Source organism: Protofrankia sp. Cr1, from assembly GCF_963555865.1.
GTDB lineage: Bacteria > Actinomycetota > Actinomycetes > Frankiales > Frankiaceae > Protofrankia.
On the sequence record NZ_CAUVXO010000126.1, the window covers coordinates 1,253 to 4,989 of the forward strand.

5 protein-coding genes are annotated in these 3,737 nt (G+C 64.9%); all 5 read right to left on the minus strand.

Translation table 11 applies throughout. From position 1 onward, the window contains the following. A partial coding sequence (locus U9980_RS12440; RefSeq protein WP_322768048.1) for a hypothetical protein occupies positions 1-188 on the minus strand: 188 nt, incomplete at its 3' end. A gap of 79 nt (positions 189-267) precedes the next feature. Continuing rightward, positions 268-1,188 carry an SPFH domain-containing protein gene (locus tag U9980_RS12445; RefSeq protein WP_322768049.1) on the minus strand — a complete coding sequence of 307 codons (921 nt, stop codon included), beginning with the start codon at positions 1,186-1,188 and terminating at the stop codon, positions 268-270. 69 nt (positions 1,189-1,257) lie between these two features. Then, the gene (locus tag U9980_RS12450; RefSeq protein WP_322750750.1) at positions 1,258-1,698 is read right to left on the minus strand and encodes an NfeD family protein; all 441 of its coding nucleotides are present in this window, start codon (positions 1,696-1,698) and stop codon (positions 1,258-1,260) included. Between the two features lie 119 nt (positions 1,699-1,817). After that, positions 1,818-3,035, minus strand: a complete 1,218-nt coding sequence (locus tag U9980_RS12455; protein WP_322768050.1) for an ABC transporter substrate-binding protein — start codon at positions 3,033-3,035, stop codon at positions 1,818-1,820. A gap of 343 nt (positions 3,036-3,378) precedes the next feature. Further along, on the minus strand, positions 3,379-3,737 hold a 359-nt coding region (locus U9980_RS12460), incomplete at its 5' end, for an amidohydrolase family protein (RefSeq protein WP_322768051.1).

Genomic DNA, 3,737 nt, shown 5'->3' on the forward strand with positions numbered 1-3,737 from the left:
CAGGTGGCGAGCAGCGCAACACCGACTGCGAGGCCGAGCACACCGGAGGCGAGACGAGCCCGTGTCACACGCAAGGGAAACTTCAACATGAAGGCGACGATAGCCGTAATGGAAACGGTTCCCGATGGGGAAACGGTAGCGCCAGGGGAAACAGTGCGATCACGAGCTAAGACGGTGCTGGCCACCATGCCAACAACGGCCGAACACAACCCGGCCGGCGCTGTTTCCGCTTGATGTGACGGCTACGCGAACCAGTCAGGCACTGCTCTAAGCGTCGTCTTCCCCGTCGGACTTGCCAGTACCGTCGGACTGGCTGAGGCTGTCGACCAACCCGCTGAACGCGCCGAGCCCCCCGAACGCCCTCGTCAGGTCGCTGGGAATGATCCAGACCTTGTTCGCGTCACCCGCCGCCAGGCGCGGCAGGGTCTGCAGGTACTGATAAGCCAGGAGTTTGCGGTCCGCGTTGCCCTCATGGATCGCCTGGAACACTGTGGCAATGGCCTGGGCCTCACCCTGGGCAGAAAGAATCTTCGCTTCCCGCTCGCCCTGGGCCCGCAGGATCGCAGCTTGTTTTGCACCCTCGGCCCGCAGAATCTCGCTCTGCTTGACGCCCTCGGCAGACAGAATTGCCGCCCGTCGGTCCCGCTCGGCACGCATCTGCTTTTCCATCGAGTCCTGGATCGACGGTGGCGGCTCAATTGCCTTGATTTCCACCCGGTTCACCCGGATGCCCCACTTACCGGTCGCCTCGTCGAGGACACCCCGCAATCGGGTGTTGATCTCATCGCGGGACGTCAGCGTCTGCTCCAGGTTCAGGCTGCCAATCACGTTACGCAATGTGGTGACCGTGAGCTGCTCGATCGCGCGGATCACATCAGCGATCTCGTAGGTGGCCGCCCGCGGGTCGGTGACCTGGAAAAAGATGACGGTGTCAATGCTGACGACAAGGTTATCCTCGGTGATTACCGGTTGTGGCGGAAACGTCACCACCTGTTCTCGCAGGTCAACGCGCTCCCTGATCCGGTCCACCGCGGGGATGACGATGGCGAGGCCTGGGCCGAGGGTCCGGTGGTAGCGGCCAAGGCGCTCAACCACCACCGCGCGGGCCTGCGGTACCACCCGGACGGCTCGGGCGAGGAACACGACCAGTACGATCACAACCACAGCGGCCACGATCAGCCCGGCCATCAGAACGGCCCCGCTGTCATGCCTGAGTACCTCACGGCATCCTCATCGCATCAGCGCCTCCGGTCGTCACTACGTCCACAATTCGGCGGGGTGGACGACTGCGGTCGCGCCGTCGATGCGCAGCACGCGGACGCTGGTGCCCGGTTCGAGTGTCTGGCCGGCCATCGTCACGCGTGCCGACCACACCTCACCGCCGATCTTGACCCGACCGTCAGCGCCGTCGACGGACTCCAGAACGACGCCGACCTTACCGATCAGCGCATCTATACCCGTCGCGACAGCGGGCGACTGGGTCAGGTGGCGGCGCGCGACGGGCCGCAGCCCGAGCAGCAGCGCGACGGAGGTAGCGGCGAACGCCGCGAGCTGGGCGAGAGGACCGCCCCCGACGCCCGCCACGATCGCTGCGACGAGCGCCGCGATCGCCGTCATCCCGAGGATCAGGGCCAGCGTCAGCATCTCACCGACCCCGAGGACTCCGGCGATCACCAACCACCAGAGCCACGCTGACATGCCATCATCGTAGGCACTGTGGGACCTGCTGTGAACACGAAAACGTCGCGACGGAGGTCCGGTCTCACCAGGCACGTCGAGCTGGCCGGGCCACTGTGCGTGGCCCGGCCAGCGACGTGTCAGGACGGGTTGAGAACGTTGACCGTCTTGCCGTCGAAGAGCGGGACGCGCTTGCCGTCCTTGACCTCCGAGAACTGCACATCGGTCGAGAAGATCCGGTTGTCCGGCGAAATGAGCGGAACAGGCTTCGCAAAGTTGACCTTGGCGAGCGGCGGGTAGTCGATATCACCAGCCGCATTGAGTGCCTGAGCCAGGTTCTCGCCGTCGATCGTGGTCAGCTTGGCGGCGAGCTCGGCCACCAGGTGGGTGGCCCCCCATATGACCAGACCCTCGTCGGTCAGCTCCTTCTCGGCCGTACCGTTGGCGACGGACTCGTCATGGAACTTCTTCACCGCCGGGACGGTGGTATCGGTCACCGCCGGGTTCTGGGCGACGAGGACCATGCCGGTGGCAGCCGCGCCCAGTCGGTCGATTCGCTGCTGGCTGACCTGTCCCGATCCATAGGCCACGGTCGCGTTGTTGCCGGCCTGACGCATCGCCTGCGTCAGTCGCTCAAAGGCGGCGCCGCCGAGTACGGCCTCGACGCAGTCGGCGCCACTGATGTTGGCTGCGTAGGTCGTGAAGTCGCTGGCGGTCGGCGGGATGAAGACGCTCTTGGGAGCCGGCAGGTTGTACGGCTTGAGACCGATGTCGAACAGCGAGGCCGAGTTGCGGCCGGCCGCGATGTCGACAACGGCGACCCCCGGGGTCTTCTTACCGAGCTTGCCGCAGGCGGTTCCACCACCGGCAACCTCGATGACACCGGAGAGGAACGGGTAGGAATACGGGCTCTTCAGCTCGCTTGCGCTGTTCGGGGTCGCACCGACTACCGGGATCTTCGCCTTCTCCAGGATCGGCATGTAGCGGTCACCGTTCGGCGAGACTCCGGTTGCGAACAGGTATTTTCCGCTGACCGCCTGGGTCGCGCAGTCCGCGGCCTTGTTCGGATCGAACTGATCGTCACAGATGGTGACTTCAAAGGGTCGCCCCTTGACTCCACCCGCCTTGTTGATCGCGGCCACGGCCGCCTTCGCCGCGGGCGGGATGTCGGTGAACGCCTCCGACGGCCCGGACAGCGGGACGATGACCATGACCTTGATCGGTTCGCCGGTCGGCTGAGTGCCCGTGGCGGTAACGACTGCCTTGGGCGTGTCTCCGGTCGAGCTGCTCCCACATGCAACCAGCGTGAGTGCGAGCACACCCGCCAAGCCCATGGTCATTGATAACTTTGTGCGCACAGCCTATCTCCCCTTGTAACAGAATTGATCAAAAACGCGAATGTGCGGCATCGGTTCACTCGCACCGTCACCGCCCGGACGCTTCCGGGCGACTTTCCGGTGCCGCAGCCAGCCGGTGCGGTTGCACGACATCTACGAGCTCCGGGCCCCCTCGCCCTCACAGTGACCTTAAGCGGACAATGATTGAGCCAAATGTGATGTCTCCGGGGGTGGCCGTCAAGCCCTGCGGCCCAACCAACGCTCCGCAGCCCTCTCGTAACACACCCTCGGCCCCACATCGCGCGAATGCAGGGATACGGGACCGGGTATGGTGACCAGGGTGGCCGGTCAGGGAGGCGCGCCGCTATCCCGCAAGACTCGGCGGAAGCTCAAGCATCCGGATGGCGTTCGTTCGGACTATCCGCTCGACATCAGCGGCCGGGATGTCCTTCATCGCCTGCTCGGCATACGCGCGGGTGTTCGGCCAGGTGGTGTCCTGGTGCGGGTAGTCGCTTTCGAAGGTGATCTGGTCAACACCGATTGCATGGCGGCTGGCGAGCCCGAAGTCGTCCTCGAAAAAACAGCCGTACACCCGGCCGGCCACATAGCTGCTGGGCGGTTCGGTTATTTCCGGTGGCAGGCCGGAGGCCGCGTTACCCATGCGCCAGACCCGGTCGACGCGTTCGAACAGGTACGGCATCCATCCGATCTGACTTTCCGAGA

Excerpts from the sequence above, each read along its gene's own strand:
- U9980_RS12445 (WP_322768049.1), bottom strand. The coding sequence starts at position 1,188 with ATGGCCGGGCTGATCGTGGCCGCTGTGGTTGTGATCGTACTGGTCGTG.
- U9980_RS12450 (WP_322750750.1), bottom strand. The coding sequence starts at position 1,698 with ATGTCAGCGTGGCTCTGGTGGTTGGTGATCGCCGGAGTCCTCGGGGTC.